Here is a 21,591-nt window from a genome sequence, read left to right as displayed (position 1 = left end):
AGCGTCCGTTGGGGCATTCCCACGCGGAGCGTGGGAACGATCACAGCGCGGCGGCGGGACGGCCCCTACAGTTTATATTGCTGCTCAGTCCACCTTGCCGAACCCGCGCAATGTTTCAACAAACGCCTCTTCATCCAGCACCTTCAAGCCCAGCTCATTGGCCTTGGTCAACTTCGAACCGGCGCCCGGCCCCGCCACTACGCAATGGGTCTTGGCGGACACGGAACCCGCCACCTTGGCACCAAGGCTTTCGAGTTTGTCCTTGGCCACATCGCGACTCATCAGCTCCAGCGAGCCGGTGAGCACCCAGGTTTGCCCAGCCAATGGCAGGCCTTCGACGATTTTCTTTTCGCTGCGCCAGTGCATGCCGAAATCGGCCAGCTGTTTTTCAGCCGCTTCGGCGAGTCGACGATTTTCCTCGATGGTAAAAAACTCCCGAACCGAATTGGCCTGCTTCTCCGGCAACGCCTGACGCATATCCAGCCAATCGGCACCGATGACCGCTTGCAGCGAGCCGAATTTCTCGGCCAGTTTCTGCGCCCCGCCCGGCCCCACCGAAGGAATGTGCAGCTTGTCGAGGAAACCGCCCAGGGTGGTGCTGGCGGCGAACTCGGCGCCGAGTTCGCCCTGATCCTGGATCTGCAGCCCGTGCTTGAGCAAAGCTGTGATCACTTGCCGGTTATGGGCATCCTCGAAGAAGCTGTGGATCTCGTGGGCCACTTCCAGCCCGACATCCGGTAAATACGTGAGCACTTGTGGCAATGCCTGCTGCACCCGCTCCAACGAACCGAGGGAACGCGCCAGGACCTTGGCCGTCTCTTCGCCGACATCGGGAATCCCGAGGGCATAGATGAACCGCGCCAGCCCCGGCGTCTTGCTGTCGGTGATGGCACTGAGCAGTTTGTTGCTCGACACCTCGGCAAAGCCTTCCAGATCGACGATGTCGTCGAACTTCAGGGCATACAGATCGGCCGGTGAACTGACCAACCCTTCGTCCACCAGTTGCTCGACACTCTTGTCGCCCAAACCCTCGATGTCCATCGCCCGTCGCGAGACGAAGTGGATGATCGCCTGCTTGAGTTGCGCGCCACAGGCCAGTCGACCGACGCAGCGGTACACCGCGCCTTCGCTGACCGTCTCGCGGCCCTTGCTGCGCTTGACCAGTTGCGTACGCTCGACGTGGGAACCACAGACCGGGCATTGCTCGGGAATCTGCACCGGCCGGGCGTTATCCGGACGGCGTTCGAGCACTACCTGCACCACTTGCGGAATCACATCACCCGCTCGGCGGATGATCACCGTATCACCGATCATCAACCCCAGGCGCGCCACTTCATCCATGTTGTGCAGCGTCGCGTTGGCGACGGTGACGCCGGCAACCTTGACCGGTTTCAGTCGCGCCACCGGCGTCACGGCGCCGGTACGACCGACCTGGAATTCCACGTCGAGCAACTCGGTGAGTTCTTCCATGGCCGGGAATTTATGGGCGATGGCCCAGCGCGGTTCGCGGGCGCGGAAACCCAGTTCCCGCTGTGAAGCGATGCTATTGACCTTGAACACCACACCGTCGATTTCATAAGGCAACGCATTGCGACGCTCACCGATATCGCGGTAATACGCCAGGCACTCATCGATCCCGTTCGCCCGCTTCAGCTCATGACTGATCGGCAAGCCCCAGACCTTGAGCTGTTGCAGATTGCCGATGTGTGTATCAGCAATGTCCGCCGACACCTGGCCAATGCCGTAGCAGCAGAACTCCAGTGGCCGGTTGGCGGTGATTTTCGAATCCAGCTGTCGCAGACTGCCCGCCGCCGCGTTGCGCGGGTTGGCGAACGTCTTGCCGCCCACCTCCAGTTGCGTGGCGTTAAGCCGCTCGAACCCGGCCTTGGACATGAACACTTCACCACGCACTTCCAGCGTCGCCGGCCACCCAGTGCCGTGCAACTTCAGCGGAATGTTGCGCACAGTGCGCACGTTGACACTGATGTCTTCGCCAGTGGTGCCATCGCCGCGCGTGGCGCCACGCACCAGTACGCCGTCCTGATACAGGAGACTGACCGCCAGGCCATCGAGTTTGGGTTCGCAGCTGTACTCCACCGCCGCGCCGCCACCGAACAGATCGCCAACCGGCAGATCCAGACCCTCGGTGACCCGTCGATCGAACTCGCGCATGTCGGTTTCTTCGAACGCGTTGCCAAGGCTGAGCATCGGCACTTCATGGCGCACCTGAGTGAATGCCGACAACGCCGCGCTGCCCACTCGCTGGGTTGGCGAGTCACTGGTCACCAGCTCTGGATGAGCGGCTTCCAGGTCCTTGAGCTCGTGAAACAACCGATCGTACTCGGCGTCCGGAATGCTCGGCTCGTCCAGCACGTGATAGCGATAGTTGTGCTGATCCAGCTCGGTACGCAGCTCTAGAATGCGGTTTTTGGCGGCAGTCATGGGTGTTCTCTCATAAAGCAAAAGAGCAGCCGAGGCTGCTCAATTTTCTAAATACAGTAGCTCAAGGCTATGGACATTGTGACGAGGGAGCTTGCTCCCTCGCCACAACAAGCTCCTGTGTCACAGAAGCCTGCCCCGTCCATTCAATATCAGCGCTTCTGGGTCAGGGCGCGGCGCTCGAACTCGACGATACGCTGACGATAATGCTCGATCGTCTGGGCGGTCAGCACGCTGCGCTGATCGTCTTTCAATTCGCCGTTCAGCTCTTGCGACAGTTTGCGCGCTGCAGCCACCATCACGTCAAAGGCTTGCTTGGGATGACGCGGGCCTGGCAATCCGAGGAAGAAGCTTACCGCCGGAGTGCTGAAGTGGTCGATGTCGTCCAGATCGAAAACACCTGGCTTGACCGCGTTGGCCATGGAGAACAGCACCTCGCCGTTGCCCGCCATGCTTTCGTGACGATGGAAGATGTCCATCTCGCCAAAACGCAGGCCGCTTTCGAGGATGTTCTGCAACAACGCCGGTCCTTTGAAACCTGCTGCGTCGCGGCAAATGACACTGATCACCAGCACTTCTTCAGCCTGGGGCTGCTCTTTCTCGCTGACCGATGGAGAGGGTTTGGTGTCATCCGGAAAATCGTCGTCACGACTGCTGAAGCTCGGTCCGCCGTCCAGATCCAGGCTGAGGTTCATGTCGCCCTGAGCCGGCTCGCCATGACTACGCTTGCCGCGTTTGGAGCCCGACTCACGTGGTTCACGTGCCGGCATGCTCACCGAAGGCAAGTCGTGTTCGTCCAGTTGCGGTTCCTTGTGGGAATCCAGCACACGGGGCGGACCCAACAACTCGGCGCTGGTGTCTTCGTCCGGAAGATTGGACAGACTTCGATCAAGACGGAATTTCAATTTTCCCTTGCCGCCGCGCATCCGGCGCCAGCCATCAAAAAGAATACCGGCAATGACAATAATGCCGATGACGATCAGCCACTCGCGCAGACCGATTTCCATGTAATCCCGTGCCTCTATAAAAAATGCTGAAAAATAAGGGGTTTACAAGCTGCAAACCGCTTTAAAACGTGGCGCCAACTCTATGTTCTGACAGGCGTTTTGCCCACGTATACGAAAAATTGACATTAAACTAGCACGACCAAAGGCAACTTTACACCGTCTGTCACTGTGGCTTGCGCGAATATGTCGATTAGCCAGCAAGTCAACGCAAGCAAAAAAGTCCGATAACCCTGTAGTACCTGTCTTACAGATACAACTCAGGCATCCACCATTGCCATCGCCTCCTCGACATCCACGGCCACCAGACGCGAACAACCGGGCTCATGCATCGTCACCCCCATCAGTTGTTCGGCCATTTCCATGGCGATCTTGTTGTGGGTGATATAGATGAATTGCACCGTTTGCGACATCTCCTTGACCAGCCTTGCATAGCGTCCAACGTTAGCGTCATCCAATGGCGCGTCAACTTCATCGAGCATGCAGAACGGCGCCGGGTTCAACTTGAAGATCGCAAAAACCAGAGCCAATGCGGTCAGGGCCTTTTCGCCACCGGAGAGCAAATGGATGGTGCTGTTCTTCTTTCCTGGCGGCTGCGCCATGATCGTTACCCCTGTATCGAGTAGATCTTCGCCCGTCAGTTCCAAATACGCGCGACCGCCACCGAAAACTTTTGGGAAAAGCGCCTGTAAACCGCCATTGATCTGATCAAAGGTATCCTTGAAACGGTTTCGGGTTTCCTTGTCGATCTTGCGAATCACGTTTTCCAGGGTCTCCAGTGCTTCCACCAGATCGGCGTCCTGGGCATCCAGATAACGTTTACGCTCCGATTGTTGCTGGTATTCGTCGATGGCCGCCAGGTTGATCGCACCGAGGCGCGCAATCCGCGCCGCAATGCGTTCGAGCTCTTCCTCGGCAGCTTTCTCGCTGGCTTCGGCTGTCAGCGTGGCGAGTACGCCGTGCAGATCGTAGCCGTCCTCCAGCAACTGATCCTGCAAAGCCTTGCGGCGCACGGTCAACGCCTGCCATTCCATGCGTTGCTGTTCGAGTTGACCGCGGATCAGCTGTGATTGCTGCTCAGCCTGGTTGCGGCGTTTTTCCGCATCACGCAGTTCACGATCGGCATCTTCCAAGGCGATCTGTGCGGTCTTGAGCTCTTCGTCGACGGTCATGCGTTTGTCGAGCAATTCCTCAAGTTTCAAACGCAGCTCTTCCAGCGGTGCTTCGCCCTCCTCCAGATTGAGGCTCAATTGCTCGCGCTTTTCGGTCAGGCGTTCAGACTGCATTTCCAGGCGTTCGAGCGCCTGTCGCGTCGAATCGTGCTGAGCCTTCAGCGAGCCCAACCGCACCGCCAGTTGATGGGCGTGATCCTTGTGCTGCCGCGCTTCCTGGCGCACCCGGTCAAGGCGTTCGCGCAGACTGTCGCGCTGGGCCAGCAGTAATTCGCGCTGCTCGGTGTCCAGCGCCATGCTGTCCAGAGCTTCCTGCAACTGCAGACGCGCTTCGCCGATGTTTTCGTGTTCCAACGCACGCTGTTCGTCCAGCTCAATGAGCTCTTCATCGAGGCGAGTGCGGCGCAGGCTCAACTGTTCGGCCTTGGCCTTACCGGCCGACAATTGGGCTTTCAATTCACCCTGCTGACGGGCTTCGTCTTGCAGCAAACGGCGCAAATGTTCACGGCCGTTTTCCTGCTGGCGCTGTTGCGCGCGCAGGTTTTGCAACTGGCTTTCGAGGTTTTCGACGGCGGCTTCGCGCTCTTCACGCTCAAGGCCAAGCGCTTGGATTTCCTGGCCACGGGCCAACACACCGCTTTCTGCTTCGCTGGCCCGGCGTACCCGCAGGAAATGCCGGCCAACCCAGAAACCGTCGCGACTGATCAGGCTTTGGCCCACGCCCAACTGCCCGCGCAAGGTCAGCGCCTGCTCAAGATTTTCAACCGGTTTGACCTGCCCCAACCAAGGCGACAGATCAATCTGTGCCTCGACCTTGTCGAGCAGGCTGCCCGGCACCCGCACGCCGTCGCCAGCGGGGCTGAGCAAGCGCAAATCGCCCTGGGCAAACCCGGCCAGATCAAAATCATTGAAGTCGTCTACCAGCACGGCCTGCAAGTCGGCGCCCAGGACGGTTTCCACCGCAAGCTCCCAACCTGCTTCGACCTTCAGGCCTTCGGCCAGACGCGGGCGATCCGCGAGGTGCTGCTCACGCAGCCATTCGGCGGTGCCGGTGCCGGGATCGAGCGCGGCTTGTTGCAAGGCTTCCAGCGACGCCAGACGCCCATTGAGCCGCTGCAGGTCGCCCTGGGCCTGTTGCTGCGCCGTCAGCGTTTGTTGCAAGTGCTGACGCAGTTGCTCGAGTTTTTCGACCTGGGCTTCTTCGCTGGTCTGCAAATCCTCGAGGGTCGCCTCGGATTCAGCGAGCTGTTCGCTGAGCGCCATGATCGCTGCGTCTTCCGGGTCTGCCGAGAGCAACGCGCGTTCTTCGCCAAGACGTTTCTGACGATCTGCCAAGCGCTCCAGACTGGTTTCCAGTTGCTGAATCCGCGACTGCTGCACTTCAGCCTGACGGCGCGGTTCGGCAGCGCTGAGATTGAACGTGTCCCACTGCTCCTGCCAGCCGTGCATGGTCGTTTCGGATTCTTCCAGTGCAGCGGCGGCCTCTTCGGCGGCGGCGCTGGTGACTTCCTGTTCCGGCGTGAGCATGTCGAGCTCTTCGCCGAGGGTCAACAGCAACGTGCGGTCGTGCCCCAGGTGAGATTCGGTTTCCAGCCGCGCGCGCTCGGCTTCTTTCAAGTCGTCCTGCAACTGACGCAGGCGCTGTTGTCCATGCTGAATGCTCTGCTCGACCCGAGCGATGTCGCCGCCGACCGAATAGAAGCGTCCTTGCACCAGATTGAAGCGTTCAGAGAGCTCGTGATGACCATCGCGCAAGCGCTCGATGCTGGCATCGGCGTTGCGCTGCTCGGCCACCAAGGCTTCGAAACTGATTTCCTGGGTACCGATGATCGCTTCGCGCTGACCGACCTGATCGTTCAAGTCCTGCCAGCGCAGTGCCGACAACTGCGCCTTGAGCTGACGCTCCTCGCTTTTGCATTCCTGATATTTCTTGGCCGCCTCGGCCTGGCGGTGCAAGCGTTCCAGCTGACGCGTCAGCTCTTCACGCAGGTCAGTCAGGCGTTCGAGGTTTTCGTGGGTGCGGCGGATGCGGTTTTCGGTCTCGCGCCGGCGCTCCTTGTACTTGGAAATGCCCGCGGCTTCTTCGATGAAGTTTCGCAGGTCTTCGGGCTTGGACTCGATCAGCTTGGAGATCATCCCCTGCTCGATGATCGAGTAGCTGCGCGGGCCGAGGCCGGTGCCGAGGAAGATGTCAGTGATGTCGCGGCGACGGCATTTGGTGCCGTTGAGGTAATAGGTGGTCTGGCTGTCGCGGGTCACTTTGCGACGAATGGAAATTTCCGCATAAGCGGCGTATTCGCCGAGCAATGTACCGTCGGAGTTATCGAACACCAGCTCGATGCTCGCCTGGCTCACCGGCTTGCGGCTGGTGGAGCCGTTGAAGATGACGTCGGTCATCGACTCGCCACGCAGGTTCTTGGCCGAACTCTCGCCCATGACCCAACGCACGGCGTCGATGATGTTCGACTTGCCGCAACCATTGGGTCCGACCACCGCCGCCATGTTGCTGGGGAAGTTCACCGTGGTCGGATCGACGAAGGATTTGAACCCCGCCAGCTTGATGCACTTGAGCCGCAAGATCAGGCGTCCGTCAGGGCGGAGATCACCAGATCGCAGCTGCGCTGGCCGTAGGCGATCAGCACTTCGCGGATCTGCGCGTAGTCCCGGGCAATCACTGCCGCGAGCAGACGCTCGAACAGCTCCAGATATTCGCTCATCGAGGCCTTGCGCTGATCCAGGGCAAGGAAATAGGCACGGCTCATGGCCGGCTGCAGATTCTCGACGGTTTCCTGCAAATACGGATTGTTGGCGAACGAATACGTGGCGCGCATCACATTGAAGCTTTCATCGACGAAGGTATGGATGTCCTGGCGTTCGTAGCTGGCGGTAAGCCGCTGCTGAATCTGCACGAACGGCGCCAGGTCGGCCTGGACTTTCCAGCCGGTGGCCACGGCATTGGCGAGCAGGATGTACATCTCGCCCATCAGCGTGCACAGGCTCCGTACCTTGTGCGCGGTGAGCTCGGTCACGTGGGCGCCACGTCGCGGCAGGATCGCAATCAGGTGGCGACGCTCAAGGATCAGCAAGGCCTCACGGACCGAGCCGCGGCTGACATTGAGTGCCAGCGTGACCTTCTGTTCCTGGATGCGCTCTCCGGGCTTCATTTCGCCGCGAATGATGCGTTCGGCGAGGTGGTGAGCGATTTGCTCGGCGAGGCTGTCCGGCGCCTTGAACGTCATGGTTGTCCTTCAAACTGTTCGATCTGCACAAGCGGCGCAGTGTAGCGCAATTGATACGTCATGGCGCACAGCCCTGGCGGGGGTTTTGGCACGATTCAAGCAAAAAGCAGGCTGGCCTGCGAGGGTCAATAATGAAGAAACAGTTGTGAGTCGACAAAATGCATTTTCCTGACCTTTAAGTCAGAAAATCATTGACCGAAAAGTCAGACCTGCTAAATTCGGTCACATCGGTTAACAACAATAATGAGTCTGCGAGGCCTTCCGTGATCCAGTTTTTACTAAACCAGGAACTCCGTAGCGAGCACGCCCTGGACCCGAACCTGACCGTGCTCAACTATTTGCGCGACCATGTGGGCAAGCCCGGCACCAAAGAAGGCTGCGCCAGCGGTGACTGCGGCGCGTGCACCGTGGTGGTCGGCGAATTGCAGACGGATGACACCGGTCGCGAACACATCCGTTATCGCAGCCTCAACTCATGCCTGACTTTCGTTTCGTCACTGCATGGCAAACAACTCATCAGCGTTGAAGACCTCAAGCACAAAGGTGAACTGCACAGCGTGCAGAAAGCCATGGTCGAGTGCCACGGCTCACAGTGCGGCTTCTGCACACCGGGCTTCGTGATGTCGTTGTTCGCCCTGCAAAAGAACAGCGAAGCGCCCGATTCCCACAAAGCCCACGAAGCCCTGGCCGGCAACCTCTGCCGTTGCACCGGCTATCGGCCGATTCTCGAAGCCGCCGAACAATCCTGCTGCGGTAAACAACCGGATCAGTTCGATGCGCGTGAAGCGGACACCATTGCCCGCTTGAAAGCCATCGCACCGACCGACATCGGCGAACTCAACAGCGGCGACAAACGCTGCCTGGTGCCGCTGACCGTGGCCGACCTGGCCGATCTCTACGACGCTTACCCGCAGGCCCGCTTGCTGGCCGGCGGTACGGACTTGGCGCTGGAAGTCACGCAGTTCCACCGCACCCTGCCGGTGATGATCTATGTCGGCAACGTCGCCGAAATGAAGCGCATCGAGCGTTTCGACGACCGCCTGGAAATCGGTGCCGCCACCGCCCTCTCCGATTGCTATGAAGCCTTGAAGGCTGAATACCCGGATTTCGGCGAACTGCTGCAGCGTTTCGCGTCCTTGCAGATCCGCAACCAGGGCACGCTGGGCGGCAACATCGGCAATGCCTCGCCCATCGGCGATTCGCCTCCGCTGTTGATCGCCCTCGGCGCGCAAATCGTTCTGTGCAAAGGCGAAACCCGCCGTACCCTGGCGCTGGAGGACTACTTCATCGATTACCGCGTGACCGCGCGCCAGGAAAGCGAGTTCATCGAGAAGATCATCGTGCCCCGCGCCAGCGTCGAGAATCTGTTCCGCGCCTACAAAGTCTCCAAGCGCCTGGACGACGACATCTCTGCCGTGTGCGCCGCCTTCAACATTCGCCTGGAAAACGGCATCGTCGCGCAAGCACGCGTCGCGTTCGGCGGCATGGCGGCCATTCCGAAACGTGCCGCAGCCTGTGAAGCGGCGCTGCTCGGCTCGCCGTTCAACCATGCCACCATCGAACGCGCCTGCACCGCACTGGCCGAAGATTTCACGCCGCTCTCGGATTTTCGCGCCAGCAAGGAATATCGCCTGCTCAGCGCGCAAAACCTGCTGCGCAAATACTTCATCGAACTGCAAACACCGCACATCGAGACTCGGGTGACCGCTTATGTCTAATCATCACGCCGTAGAGAAGACCCAGGCCGAACTGGCTGAACTGTTCGCCAAGGACCTGACCACCGGTGTCGGTCGCAGCGTCAAGCACGACAGCGCGGCCAAGCATGTGTCCGGTGAAGCGCAGTACATCGATGATCGCCTGGAGTTTCCCAACCAGTTGCACGTTTACGCGCGCCTGTCGGACCGCGCCCACGCGAAGATCATCAGCATCGACACCCAGCCTTGCTACGCCTTCGAGGGCGTGCGCATCGCCATCACCCACGAAGACGTACCAGGCCTGAAAGACATCGGCCCACTGTTGCCCGGTGATCCGCTCCTGGCCATTGATGACGTGCAGTTCGTCGGGCAGCCGGTGCTGGCCGTGGCCGCCAAGGATCTGGAAACCGCCCGCAAGGCAGCGATGGCCGCAATCATCGAATACGAAGACCTGGAACCCGTGCTTGACGTGGTCGAAGCCCTGCGCAAACGCCACTTCGTGCTCGACAGCCACACCCATCAGCGCGGCGATTCAGCCACGGCGCTGGCCACCGCCGAACATCGCATCCAGGGCACGCTGCACATCGGCGGCCAGGAGCATTTCTATCTGGAAACCCAGATCTCTTCGGTGATGCCAACCGAAGACGGCGGCATGATCGTCTACTGCTCCACGCAAAACCCCACCGAAGTGCAGAAGCTGGTGGCTGAAGTGCTGGACGTGTCGATGAACAAGATCGTCGTCGACATGCGCCGCATGGGCGGTGGTTTCGGCGGCAAGGAAACCCAGGCGGCGAGCCCGGCGTGCCTGTGCGCGGTGATCGCGCACCTGACCGGCCAGCCGACCAAGATGCGCCTGCCGCGCGTCGAAGACATGCTGATGACCGGCAAGCGTCACCCGTTCTATGTCGAGTACGACGTCGGCTTCGACAGCACCGGCCGCCTGCACGGCATCGCCCTGGAACTGGCCGGCAACTGCGGTTGCTCGCCAGATCTGTCGGCCTCGATCGTCGACCGCGCGATGTTCCACTCCGACAACTCGTATTACCTGGGCGATGCGACCATCAACGGTCACCGCTGCAAGACCAATACCGCGTCGAACACTGCTTACCGTGGTTTCGGCGGCCCGCAAGGCATGGTCGCCATCGAAGAAGTGATGGACGCCATCGCCCGGCATCTGGCCCTCGATCCGCTGGCCGTGCGCAAAGCCAACTACTACGGCAAGACCGAGCGCAACGTTACCCATTACTACCAGACCGTAGAGCACAACATGCTCGAGGAAATGACCGCCGAACTGGAAGAAAGCAGTCAGTACGCCGAGCGCCGCGAAGCGATCCGTCGCTACAACGCCAACAGTCCGATCCTGAAGAAAGGCCTGGCGCTGACTCCGGTGAAATTCGGCATTTCCTTCACCGCCAGCTTCCTCAACCAGGCCGGCGCCCTGGTGCACGTCTACACCGACGGAAGCATCCATTTGAACCACGGTGGCACCGAAATGGGCCAGGGCTTGAACACCAAGGTCGCGCAGGTCGTGGCCGAAGTGTTCCAGGTGGAAATGGACCGCGTGCAAATCACTGCGACCAACACTGACAAGGTACCGAACACCTCGCCGACCGCAGCGTCCAGTGGCGCCGACCTGAACGGCAAAGCCGCGCAGAACGCCGCCGAAACCATCAAGCAGCGCCTGGTGGAATTCGCCGCCCGCCAATACAAGGTCAGCGAAGAGGACGTCGAATTCCACAACGGCCACGTGCGGGTTCGCGACCACATCCTGACTTTCGAAGCGTTGATACAGCAGGCCTATTTCGCCCAGGTATCTCTATCGAGCACCGGCTTCTACAAGACGCCGAAAATCTACTATGACCGCAGCCAGGCCCGTGGCCGTCCGTTCTACTACTTCGCCTTCGGTGCGGCGTGCTGCGAAGTGCTGGTGGACACCCTCACCGGCGAATACAAGATGCTGCGCACCGACATCCTCCACGACGTCGGCGCGTCGTTGAACCCGGCCATCGACATTGGTCAGGTCGAGGGTGGTTTCATCCAGGGCATGGGTTGGCTGACCATGGAAGAGCTGGTGTGGAACAACAAGGGCAAGCTGATGACCAACGGCCCGGCCAGTTACAAGATCCCGGCCGTGGCGGACATGCCGCTGGACCTGCGGGTGAAGCTGGTGGAAAACCGCAAGAACCCGGAAGACACGGTGTTCCATTCCAAGGCCGTGGGTGAGCCGCCGTTCATGCTCGGCATCGCCGCGTGGTGTGCGATCAAAGACGCCGTGGCGAGCCTGGGTGACTACAAGCATCAACCGAAGATCGACGCTCCGGCGACGCCGGAACGGGTGTTGTGGGGTTGCGAGCAGATGCGCCAGTTGAAGGCGGCGAAGGCTGTTGAGGCTGAAACCGAACTGGCTTCGCTCTGATGATCGTTCCCACGCTCTGCGTGGGAATGCAGCCGGCGACGCTCCGCGTCGCATCCTGAACAGCGGACGCGGAGCGTCCAGTGATGCATTCCCACGCGGAGCGTGGGAACGATCTGACAGACAGATGTCGAGGTGAAACATGTACAACTGGATCGACGCCCTCGCCGACCTGCAAAACCAGGGTGAGCCCTGCGTGTTGGTGACGATCATCGAAGAGCTCGGCTCGACTCCGCGCAATGCCGGCTCGAAGATGGTCATCAGCGCCCGTCAGGCCTTCGACACCATCGGTGGCGGGCACCTGGAATACAAGGCCATGCAGATCGCTCGCGAGATGCTCGCCAGCGGCAAGCAGGATACGCATCTGGAGCGTTTCAGCCTCGGTGCCAGCCTTGGTCAGTGCTGCGGCGGTGCCACCGTTTTGCTGTTTGAACCGATGGGCCAGGTGCAAGCGCAAATCGCTGTGTTCGGCGCCGGCCACGTCGGCCGGGCGCTGGTGCCATTGCTCTCCAGCCTGCCCTGCCGCGTGCGCTGGATCGACTCACGCGACGATGAGTTTCCCGAGCAGATCCCCCACGGCGTTCGCAAGATCGTTGCCGAAGAACCGGTGGATGAAATCGACGACCTGCCCGCCGGCAGCTACTGCATCGTCATGACCCACAATCACCAGCTCGACCTCGAACTCACCGCCGCGATTCTCAAGCGCAACGATTTCGCCTACTTCGGCCTGATCGGTTCGAAGACCAAACGGGTCAAGTTCGAACATCGTCTGCGTGATCGCGGCTTCGACAGCAGCGTCGTGCAACGCATGCGCTGCCCGATGGGCATCGGCGAAGTCAAAGGCAAGTTGCCTGTGGAAATCGCCATCTCCATCGCCGGCGAGATCATCGCCACTTACAACGCGAACTTCGGCCAGCACACCGCCAGCGCCGGATCGATTGCCAAACTGCTGCCTGCGTCACGCCGCAGCCAAGCCTCCCATTGAGAACGCTCATGCCACTGACTCGCAAAGCCTACCGCGCCGCCATCCTGCACAGCATCGCCGACCCTGCCATCGTTGGCATCGAAGCCTCGTATGAATATTTCGAGGACGGCTTGCTGGTGGTTGATAACGGCAAAATCAGCGCACTTGGCCACGCCAGTGATTTGCTGCCGACGCTGCCGGCAGACATCGAAATCACCCATTATCAGGACGCGTTGATTACCCCCGGCTTTATCGACACCCACATCCACCTGCCACAAACCGGCATGGTCGGTGCCTACGGTGAACAATTGCTGGACTGGCTCAACACTTACACCTTCCCGTGCGAAAGCCAGTTCGCCGACAAGGCCCATGCCGACGAAGTCGCGGACATTTTCATCAAGGAATTGCTGCGCAACGGCACCACGACGGCACTGGTTTTCGGCAGCGTACATCCGCAATCGGTGAACTCGTTCTTTGAAGCGGCCGAGCAGCTCGACCTGCGGATGATCGCCGGCAAGGTGATGATGGACCGCAACGCCCCGGACTACCTGACCGATACCGCTGAATCGAGCTACCTCGAAAGCAAAGCGTTGATCGAGCGCTGGCACGGCAAGGGTCGCCTGCACTACGCCGTGACTCCACGCTTCGCCCCGACCAGCACCCCGGAACAACTGACCCTGGCCGGCCAGTTGCTGAGCGAATACCCGGATCTGTACATGCAGACCCACATCAGCGAAAACCTCAAGGAAATCGAGTGGGTCAAGGCGCTGTTCCCGGAGCGCAAGGGCTACCTGGACGTCTACGATCACTACCAATTGCTCGGTGAACGCTCGGTGTTCGCCCACGGCGTGCACCTGTGCGATGAAGAGTGCGCGCGCCTGGCGGAAACCGGTTCGGCCATCTCGTTCTGCCCGACTTCGAACTTCTTCCTCGGTAGCGGCCTGTTCAATCTGCCGATGGCCGAGAAGCACAAACTCAATGTCGGCATCGGCACCGATGTCGGCGGCGGCACCAGTTTCTCGCTGCTGCAAACCCTCAACGAGGCCTACAAGGTCATGCAACTGCAAGGTGCGCGCCTGAGCCCGTTCAAGTCGCTGTACCTGGCCACCCTCGGCGGTGCCCGCGCATTGCGCCTGGAAGACAAGATCGGCAATCTGCAACCGGGTACCGACGCCGACTTCCTGGTGCTCGACTACAACGCCACGCCGCTGCTGGGCTATCGCCTGAAGCAGGCCAATAACATCGCCGAAACGTTGTTTGTGTTGATGACGCTGGGGGATGACCGGACGGTGTTGCAGACCTATGCGGCGGGGAATCTGGTGCATCAGCGCTAAGGCATTGCGTGCATGATCGTTCCCACGCTCTGCGTGGGAACGCAGCCCGTGACGCTCCGCGTCACTGGACGCGGAGCGTCCCTAGAGGCATTCCCACGCAGAGCATGGGAACGATCCAATCCAACGATCCAATTCAGCTCGGTCCCTGTGGGAGCTGGCTTGCCAGCGATTTGATCGTTCCCACGCTCCGCGTGGGAATGCAGCCCGGGACGCTCCGCGTTCCTGCCGAAGCGGACGCGAAGCGTCCATTGAGGCATTCCCACGCAGAGCGTGGGAACGATCAGTATCAGGAAGTCAGAGCTTGGCAGTCGATCGCCCTGGCTTCTTGGTCTGCAACAAGTGCGAGAACACCGCATGCAGGTCATCCGAAGCACTTTCCTCATCGAGGTTGAGCTTGCTGTCGATGTGATCCATGTGATGCATCATCAGGTCTACCGCCAGTTCACCATTGCGCGCTTCGATGGCGTCGATCAACTGGGTGTGCTCGTCATAAGAGCAGTGGGAACGGTTGCCGCTTTCATACTGGGCAATGATCAGCGAGGTCTGCGACACGAGGCTGCGCTGGAAACTGATCAACGGCGCGTTTTTCGCCGCTTCGGCCAGTTTCAGGTGGAACTCACCCGACAGACGGATACCCGCACCACGATCGCCACGGGAAAAACTGTCGCGTTCGTCGTTGACCATTTGGCGCAACTCGGCGATCTGCTCGGCGGTGGCGTGCTGGACCGCCAATTCCGTAATCGCTCGCTCCACCAGACGGCGGGCCATGAACACCTGCCGAGCCTCTTCGACACTCGGGCTGGCGACCACGGCACCGCGGTTCGGACGCAACAGCACCACGCTTTCATGGGCCAGGCGCGACAAGGCGCGGCGAATGATGGTGCGGCTGACCCCGAAAATTTCCCCCAGCGCTTCTTCGCTCAACTTGGTGCCGGGCGCCAGGCGCTGTTCGAGGATGGCCTCGAAGATATGCGCGTAGACAATATCGTCCTGGGTACCGCTACGGCCGGCTTTGCCTGCTCGCGGTTGTTTCTTTAGGGGTTGCAACTGTTCGTTCATGGGCACTCGAGTCGGAAGAACTGCGGCGAATTGACCGTGACTGTAATACGGCACAGTGGGTCGCTGGCAAGTATCGCGTAAAAAACACTGCGATTGTACACAATGGATGGTGGCAACACGACTGTACGGCTGTTTGTCACATCCGCTGTATCGCAACGATCCATTACGTTTGAGTTTAGGCTTGATCACAGAATCCGCAGCCCGCACACGCCCCCGTAGGAGCAAAGCTTGCTCGCGATAGCGATTTCATTTTCGAAAACACTGTCGACTGACACGCCGTCATCGCGAGCAAGCTCGGCTCCTACAGGGACCGGGTGGCCTCGGACATAGTCCTCTGAACCAAGGAACACCATCGTCATGACCGACGCCACGCACACTCAGCTACGCCCCTTGGCCGATACGTCACCATCGGCCATCGTCGCCGGGTTCATCGCGATGATGACTGGCTATACCAGTTCACTGGTGCTGATGTTCCAGGCCGGGCAAGCGGCCGGCCTGACCAGCGGGCAGATTTCGTCGTGGATCTGGGCGATCTCGATTGGCATGGCAGTGTGCTCGATCGGCCTGTCCTTGCGCTATCGCACGCCCATCACGATTGCCTGGTCGACCCCGGGCGCCGCCCTGCTGATCACCAGCCTGGGCGGCGTGTCCTACGGCGAAGCCATCGGCGCCTATATAACCTGTGCCGTGCTGGTGACGATTTGCGGTCTCACCGGCAGCTTCGAACGCCTGGTCAAAAAGATTCCGGCTTCTTTGGCGGCCGCGCTGCTGGCGGGCATCCTGTTCAAGATCGGCAGCGAGATCTTCGTCGCCGCCCAGCATCGCACGGCGCTGGTCCTGGGCATGTTTGCCACTTATCTGCTGGTCAAGCGCCTGTCACCGCGTTACGCGGTACTGGCCGCGCTGTTGATCGGTACAGCGTTGTCCGGGTTCATGGGGCTGCTGGATTTCAGCGGTTTCCACCTGGAAGTGGCCACGCCGGTCTGGACCACCCCGCACTTCTCCCTGGCCGCAACGATCAGCATCGGCATTCCGCTGTTCGTGGTGGCGATGACCTCGCAAAACATGCCCGGTATCGCCGTACTACGCGCCGACGGCTACAACGTACCGGCCTCGCCGCTGATTACCACCACCGGTATCGCTTCGCTGCTGCTGGCGCCGTTCGGCTCCCACGGCATCAACCTGGCGGCGATCAGCGCGGCCATCTGCACCGGGCCGCATGCCCACGAGGATCGCACCAAGCGCTACACCGCCGCTGTCTGGTGCGGAATTTTCTACGGGATTGCCGGGGTATTCGGCGCGACACTGGCAGCGCTGTTTGCGGCGCTGCCAAAGGAACTGGTGTTGTCGATAGCCGCGCTGGCGTTGTTCGGCTCGATCATCAATGGCTTGAGCATTGCCATGAGCGAAGTGAAGGAACGTGAGGCGGCGCTGATTACCTTCATGGTCACGGCGTCGGGGCTGACGCTGTTTTCCATTGGTTCGGCATTCTGGGGGATTGTGGCGGGGGTCGTGACGCTGCTGATTCTGAACTGGCGCAAGGTTTGAGGGCGCTTTCGCGGGCAAGCCTCGCTCCTACAGCGAACGGTTCATCAAGCCATGTGCGCACAAAAAACAGGTATAAAAAAACGGCGACCCTCGGGTCGCCGTTTTCAGAACATCAAGCTACCGGATTGATCGGCTTTTCCGGATACCAGACGTCCAGCAGCGGGCTGACTTCAACGCTGGTCAGCTCGGTGCGGCCTTTGAGCCAGGCTTCAACGGCGGCGCGCTGTTCAGCGCTGACCGAGCCACGCTTCTGCAGGCAAACCAGACCGTAGTCGTCGCCGCCAACATAGCCCAGACCGTTGGCTTCCATGGCTTCTTTGAGGAACGCGTCGAGGAAAGCATCAATGGCTTCATCAGCCAAATCTTCTTTGAAATCCAGGTTCAGTTCGAAACCCAGCTCTTGAAATTCATCGACGCACAGTTTTTTGCGCAGACGCTGGGAACGGTTAGTCGCCATTGGAACAATCCTCTTAAGTAATAACGGCCGGCACTTTAGCAGTTTAAGCCGCCGATTGCCCGACTCAGTGGGCCGCAAGGGCTACCGCCGGTAAAAAAATAGCCGATTGGATGGTCAAGGCACGGCACAAGCCGTGACGCCTTGGGGCATAATGCCGACACTTTCATGACCACTGGGGGAATTTATCTTCATGCCCTCGTTTTTTTTCCCCTCGGCTGCAGGGTTCTATTTCACATGATCAAATCGTTACGTCCTTTATTGCTGGCCGGCCTGTTGCTTCCCCTGGCCCTTCCTGTTTGCGCTGACCCGATCAACACCTCTTTGTCTCCCAACGTCCAAAAAGCCCTCAAGGCCAGCAAGCTGCAGGACAACGCCCTGTCGCTGGTGATGATTCCGCTCAACGGCCCGGGCACTCCGACTATTTTCAACGCCGACGTATCGGTCAACCCGGCGTCGACCATGAAGCTGGTGACCACTTACGCGGCCCTGGAAATGCTCGGCCCGAACCATCAGTGGAAAACCGAGTTCTACACCGACGGCACCCTCAGTGGAGGTATCCTCAATGGCAATCTCTACCTCAAGGGTGGTGGTGATCCGAAGCTGAACATGGAAAAACTCTGGCTGTTGATGCGTGACTTGCGCGCCAACGGCGTGACCCAGGTCACCGGCGATCTGGTGCTGGACAAGAATTTCTTCGTGCAACCGCAATTGCCCGAATTCAATGACGACGGCAATGACGAGAACAAGCCGTTCCTGGTCAAACCCGATGCGTTGCTGGTCAACCTCAAGGCCTTGCGCTTTGTCGCGCGCAATGACTCGGGCAAGGTGCTGGTTTCGGTGGAACCACCCATTGCCAGCATTCGCATCGACAATCAGGTCAAGGCTCTCAACTCCAAGCAATGTACCGGCGGTGTGCGCTACAACCCGGTGCCCCAGGCCGATGGCAGCGTGACGGTGACCGTCGGCGGCCAGCTGGGCGAAGGTTGCAGTTCACAGACTTACTTGTCGCTGCTTGATCACGCGACTTACACGGCCGGTGCCGTGCGAGCGATCTGGAAAGAACTGGGCGGCAGCATCCAGGGCAAGGATGTGCTGGCGCCAACGCCGAAAGACGCCAAAGTGCTGGCGCGGGCATTTTCGCCGGATCTGGCGGAAATCATCCGCGATATCAACAAATACAGTAACAACACCATGGCCCAGCAGCTGTTCCTGAGCCTGGGGCAGAAATACCGTACCGATGCCGACGGTGACGATGCCAAGGCGGCACAGCGGGTCGTACGCCAGTGGCTGGCGAAGAAAGGCATTACCGCGCCGCACCTGGTGATGGAGAACGGTTCCGGACTGTCCCGTTTCGAACGCGTCAGCGCCCGGGAAATGGCTTCGATGCTGCAGGCCGCCTGGCGCAGCCCTTACGCCGCCGAGTACATCAGCTCGATGCCGATTGCCGGCACCGACGGCACCATGCGCAAGCGCCTGAAGACCACCGCGATGCGCGGCGAAGCCCACGTCAAGACCGGCACCCTGAACACCGTGCGCGCCATCGCCGGTTTCAGCCGAGACGTCAACGGCAACACCTGGGCCGTCGTGGCGATCCTCAACGACAAGGCGCCATTCGGTGCATCATCGGTGCTCGACCAAGTGCTGCTGGACTTGTACCGCCAGCCGAAACTGGCGCAGACCGCTTCGGCGCTCTAATCGGCTGCAGAGGCTGCAGAGATTCCCTGTAGGAGCAAAACCTGCTCGCGATAGCGGCAGCACATTCAACATGAATGTGACTGACAGACCGCCATCGCGAGCAAGCTTGGCTCCGACAGGGTATGCGTACAGCGCATATCAATTCGTCTCGCCCTGCACCCGGTCCCTGCCCGCCTGCTTCGCCGCATACACCCCCGAGTCCGCCCTTAACAGCAGCGCGTCCGCGCCCTCGCCGACTCGCCAACTGGCAATCCCGAAACTCGCAGTGACGACCCCGACCTCGTCGATCGGCGAACTGCGCAAGCCTTGCCACAGCTCCAGGGCCAGTACATGCGCGTGCTCACCGTTAATGCCCGGGCACAGCACCATGAACTCTTCGCCACCCAATCGACAAAATACATCCGTGCGGCGCAGCCGATTGCCAATGCGCTCGCAGACGATCTGCAACACCCGATCACCCACGGCATGCCCATGCTGGTCATTGATGCGCTTGAAGTGGTCAATGTCGAGCATGATCACCGACAGTTCGCCGCTACCACGCTCGACCCGGGCCATTTCGGTGGTCAGACGCTCCTGGAAATAGCGCCGGTTGTGAATACCGGTGAGGGAGTCGGTGATCGACAGCGCCCGCAGCTCTTCTTCCACCCGCTTCATGTCGGAAATATCCGAGATGTAGCCATGCCAGAGCACGCCGCCGCCGGGCAGCTCTTCCGGCGTCGCCTCGCCGCGTACCCAGCGCAAACCGCGCTGTGGCAGCTGCACGCGATACTCCTCGCGCCAAGGGCTGAGGGTGTCCGCCGAAGCGCGAATGGAGGCGCGCACACGGGTGGTGTCCTGGGGATGGATGCGCGTGAAGATCGCTTCGGCATTGAGTAGCAAAACGTCCGGTTCGAGCTCGTAGATTTCACGAATGCCATCGCTGGCATAGATGACGCTGAAGCGTCCGTCGAATTCCATCTTGAATTGATAGATGCCGCCGGGCACATGGGCACTGAGCTTCTTCAATAACAAGTCCCGCGCTGCGAGGGCTTCATGCACGCGTTTGCGTTCGGTGATATCGATGCACACCGCCAGATGGCCGACCCACAGGCCTTGCTCATCAAGCACCGGAGTCGCCAGCATGTTGACGATCAAATGGCTGCCGTCCCCCCGCACCAGCGTCCATTCCCGCGCCTCGTGCCCGGTGCCTTCGCCGCCCTCGACCAACATTGCATGGCAGGTCGGGACCGGTTTGCCGAAACGTGCGCTAAGTTCTGCCGAGCGTGCCGCCAGTTCCCGGGGCAAGTGCAGGTTTTCCAGGGTCATGTGCCCAACCACTTCGGCGGCGGTGTAGCCGAGCATCTGTTCGGCTCCGGCGTTAAAGGTGCTGATCACGCCCCGCAAATCCGTGGCGATGATCGCCACCTGGGTCGCCGCGTTCAGCACGCCGCGCAACTGGCCGTGGGTGCCACGCAGTTCCTGCTCCCGAGCGCGCAACTCTTCGGTCCTTTGCTCAACCATCTTCAGCGCTCGCTGCCGCTGGCTGACCAGTACGTATAGCAAGGCACTGAGCAGCATGCTGAGCGAACCACCGAGCACCACCAGCGTGGTCACCGATGAGTGGTTGGCCTTGAGAAACGCTTCGCTGGGCTGGATGTCGACCTGGTAATCATGATCGGCCATTCGCAACAGCCGGGTCGCCGACAACTCGCTGACGGCCGCTGTGTTTGGCGATTCATACAGCACTTCATGCTGATCATCGATGGACAGATCGAGGATGCGCACTGACAGATAGTCACGCCCCGCTTCCGGCAAGCCGTCCGCCAGCAATTGGCGCATGCTGATCACGGCCATGACATAACCGAATGGTTTGGTCGTCGTCGGACTGTTGCCCGACATGACCGGAGCGACCAGCAGCACGCCCCGCGCATACGCCGGCTCGATACTCACCAGATGCATCGGTTGCGAGACGGCCATCTGGCCACTCTGGTCCGCTCGCTGCAATGTGGCACGACGCAACGGCTGGGCCAGCAAATCGTAACCGAGCGGCGCACCGAGTTTGCTTTGCGTCTGGCTGAACAGCACCACCACGTACTCGTCCCGCTCGCCAGCCAGTTGCAACTGGCCGTCGGCGTTGAGCTCGCGAAAAGCAAAACTGCTCAAGCCTTCATCACGAACACGGCGTTCGAACGCCGCACGTTCGTCACGGCTCACCCGTTGCGCAAACGAATACGCCTGGGTCCGATGCAATAACGGAAGGGTATAGCCGTTGAACTCCTCTCGGGAGACCGAATCGGAGTTGGCGAAGAACCGGCGCAGGCCATCGAGGCGCTGCTCCTGATCTTGGAAGCGTTCTTCGATACGGCTATAACGCTCACTGGCCAGCAGTTGGAAGCGTTGCCGCAATTGCTGGTGAAACAGATTGAGGGTCGACCATGCCAGCAAGCCCGTGAGAATCCCGCCGACAAGCAAAACCAGAAGCGCGACCAGCCAGGCCGAGACATCTTCGCTGATAAAACCCAGGATTTTTGGGCGCACGGCGTGCAACGACATAAACGCAACTCAAAACGCCAGGTGCGGGAAAGCCCTTTGGC

13 protein-coding genes are annotated in these 21,591 nt (G+C 60.2%); 6 read left to right on the top strand and 7 right to left on the bottom strand.

Annotated features, from left to right (window positions below):
• Positions 1-84: 84 nt before the first annotated feature.
• The 4 genes from ligA to ASD60_RS27205 form a co-directional block, all read right to left on the bottom strand.
• Positions 85-2,442: an NAD-dependent DNA ligase LigA gene (gene ligA, locus ASD60_RS27220; protein ID WP_056856982.1), complete on the bottom strand. Its 2,358-nt coding sequence runs from the start codon at positions 2,440-2,442 to the stop codon at positions 85-87.
• A 149-nt stretch (positions 2,443-2,591) separates the two neighbouring features.
• On the bottom strand, positions 2,592-3,446 hold the full coding sequence (zipA, locus tag ASD60_RS27215) for a cell division protein ZipA (RefSeq protein WP_056856981.1): 855 nt from the start codon (positions 3,444-3,446) through the stop codon (positions 2,592-2,594).
• A 257-nt stretch (positions 3,447-3,703) separates the two neighbouring features.
• On the bottom strand, positions 3,704-7,192 hold the full coding sequence (gene smc / locus ASD60_RS27210; RefSeq protein ID WP_056856980.1) for a chromosome segregation protein SMC: 3,489 nt from the start codon (positions 7,190-7,192) through the stop codon (positions 3,704-3,706).
• Positions 7,193-7,194: 2 nt separating this feature from the next.
• Positions 7,195-7,854, bottom strand: coding sequence for a GntR family transcriptional regulator (locus tag ASD60_RS27205; RefSeq protein WP_056856979.1), 660 nt, complete (start codon positions 7,852-7,854; stop codon positions 7,195-7,197).
• Between the two features lie 263 nt (positions 7,855-8,117).
• Here ASD60_RS27205 and xdhA point away from each other — a divergent pair, with 263 nt between their 5' ends.
• The 4 genes from xdhA (at position 8,118) to guaD (ending at position 14,259) form a co-directional block, all read left to right on the top strand.
• Positions 8,118-9,572: a xanthine dehydrogenase small subunit gene (gene xdhA / locus ASD60_RS27200; RefSeq protein WP_056856978.1), complete on the top strand. Its 1,455-nt coding sequence runs from the start codon at positions 8,118-8,120 to the stop codon at positions 9,570-9,572.
• Entirely contained in the window at positions 9,565-11,964 is a 2,400-nt protein-coding gene (gene xdhB / locus ASD60_RS27195; RefSeq protein ID WP_056856977.1) for a xanthine dehydrogenase molybdopterin binding subunit, read from the top strand. Before xdhA ends, xdhB begins: the two co-directional genes overlap by 8 nt.
• Before the next feature lie 139 nt (positions 11,965-12,103).
• Positions 12,104-12,946, top strand: coding sequence for a xanthine dehydrogenase accessory protein XdhC (gene xdhC, locus ASD60_RS27190; protein ID WP_056856976.1), 843 nt, complete (start codon positions 12,104-12,106; stop codon positions 12,944-12,946).
• Positions 12,947-12,954: 8 nt separating this feature from the next.
• Complete coding sequence (gene guaD, locus ASD60_RS27185; RefSeq protein ID WP_056856975.1) at positions 12,955-14,259, top strand: guanine deaminase; 1,305 nt, start codon at positions 12,955-12,957, stop codon at positions 14,257-14,259.
• 294 nt (positions 14,260-14,553) lie between these two features.
• Here the strand turns inward: guaD and ASD60_RS27180 are convergent, their stop codons facing one another.
• Positions 14,554-15,318: a GntR family transcriptional regulator gene (locus tag ASD60_RS27180; protein ID WP_056856974.1), complete on the bottom strand. Its 765-nt coding sequence runs from the start codon at positions 15,316-15,318 to the stop codon at positions 14,554-14,556.
• 357 nt (positions 15,319-15,675) lie between these two features.
• Here ASD60_RS27180 and ASD60_RS27175 point away from each other — a divergent pair, with 357 nt between their 5' ends.
• Positions 15,676-16,866, top strand: a complete 1,191-nt coding sequence (locus tag ASD60_RS27175) for a benzoate/H(+) symporter BenE family transporter (RefSeq protein WP_056856973.1) — start codon at positions 15,676-15,678, stop codon at positions 16,864-16,866.
• 112 nt (positions 16,867-16,978) lie between these two features.
• On the opposite strand, the gene ASD60_RS27170 is transcribed toward ASD60_RS27175, so the two are convergent.
• Positions 16,979-17,323, bottom strand: a complete 345-nt coding sequence (locus tag ASD60_RS27170; protein ID WP_007971486.1) for a YggL family protein — start codon at positions 17,321-17,323, stop codon at positions 16,979-16,981.
• A gap of 234 nt (positions 17,324-17,557) precedes the next feature.
• Here ASD60_RS27170 and dacB point away from each other — a divergent pair, with 234 nt between their 5' ends.
• Positions 17,558-19,018, top strand: a complete 1,461-nt coding sequence (gene dacB, locus ASD60_RS27165; protein WP_056856972.1) for a D-alanyl-D-alanine carboxypeptidase/D-alanyl-D-alanine endopeptidase — start codon at positions 17,558-17,560, stop codon at positions 19,016-19,018.
• Between the two features lie 138 nt (positions 19,019-19,156).
• On the opposite strand, the gene ASD60_RS27160 is transcribed toward dacB, so the two are convergent.
• Positions 19,157-21,550 carry a sensor domain-containing diguanylate cyclase gene (locus ASD60_RS27160; RefSeq protein WP_056856971.1) on the bottom strand — a complete coding sequence of 798 codons (2,394 nt, stop codon included), beginning with the start codon at positions 21,548-21,550 and terminating at the stop codon, positions 19,157-19,159.
• Positions 21,551-21,591 lie beyond the last annotated feature (41 nt).

It is taken from the genome of Pseudomonas sp. Root562, assembly GCF_001427125.1.
Lineage (GTDB): Bacteria > Pseudomonadota > Gammaproteobacteria > Pseudomonadales > Pseudomonadaceae > Aquipseudomonas.
Note: the sequence above shows the minus strand (reverse complement) of the source record. Positions and strands in the feature narration are given on the sequence as shown.